This window comes from Mammaliicoccus lentus, assembly GCF_002902755.1.
In the GTDB taxonomy this organism is placed as follows: Bacteria; Bacillota; Bacilli; order Staphylococcales; family Staphylococcaceae; genus Mammaliicoccus; species Mammaliicoccus lentus.
The window spans coordinates 1-602 of record NZ_PPRS01000052.1 but is presented as its reverse complement, the minus strand read 5'-3'; the positions used below and the strand labels follow the sequence as shown (position 1 = coordinate 602).

The window sequence follows — 602 nt, the reverse complement described above, 5'->3', positions numbered from 1 at the left end:
CGTCTCGCCTTTTTATTACCGCGTTTATTGATGGTATCTCTATAATGTGTCCCACCAGATTGATATCGTTTGATATCAATTCCTACAAAAGCATTTAACTGTTTATTTGATTTGAATCGAGATATATCGCCAAGCTCACCGATTATCATGGCTGCAGTTAGATCTCCAATTCCTGGTATAGAATAAATAATTTCAAAGCAGTCAAGTTCTTGAGCTAATTGAATCATTTCTTTATCTAATTGTGATAATTGTCCAATGGACTTTTTCAATTTTTGAATTAATAATTGTGCTTTTTTAACTAGGAACGAAGATGAATTGACGTTAGGGTAACTATCATTCGCTAATTTAAAAAGTGTTTCTCCATAACTTTCTGCTTTTCGTTGAGATAACCCTTTATCTGTAGATTTTAAAATTGTAGAAATGATACTTTCCATATCATTTTGTTGAACAAAATCAGGATGAGTAAATATTTCAGCGATATTTAAGGCAATCATTGAATAACGATTTTTAAATAGTTTTTCTAAGCCAGGAAATGTTTGATGAAGTATCTCAATAATTTCAACTTTCAATCGATTTTGTTCATTTTCGAATTCTAGATGAAA

At 30.4% G+C, this 602-nt stretch carries 1 protein-coding gene; it reads right to left on the bottom strand.

Going from position 1 to position 602, the window contains the following annotated elements; all coding sequences use genetic code 11:
* A partial coding sequence (locus CD135_RS11445) for a transposase (protein WP_142382254.1) occupies window positions 1-602 on the bottom strand: 602 nt, incomplete at both ends.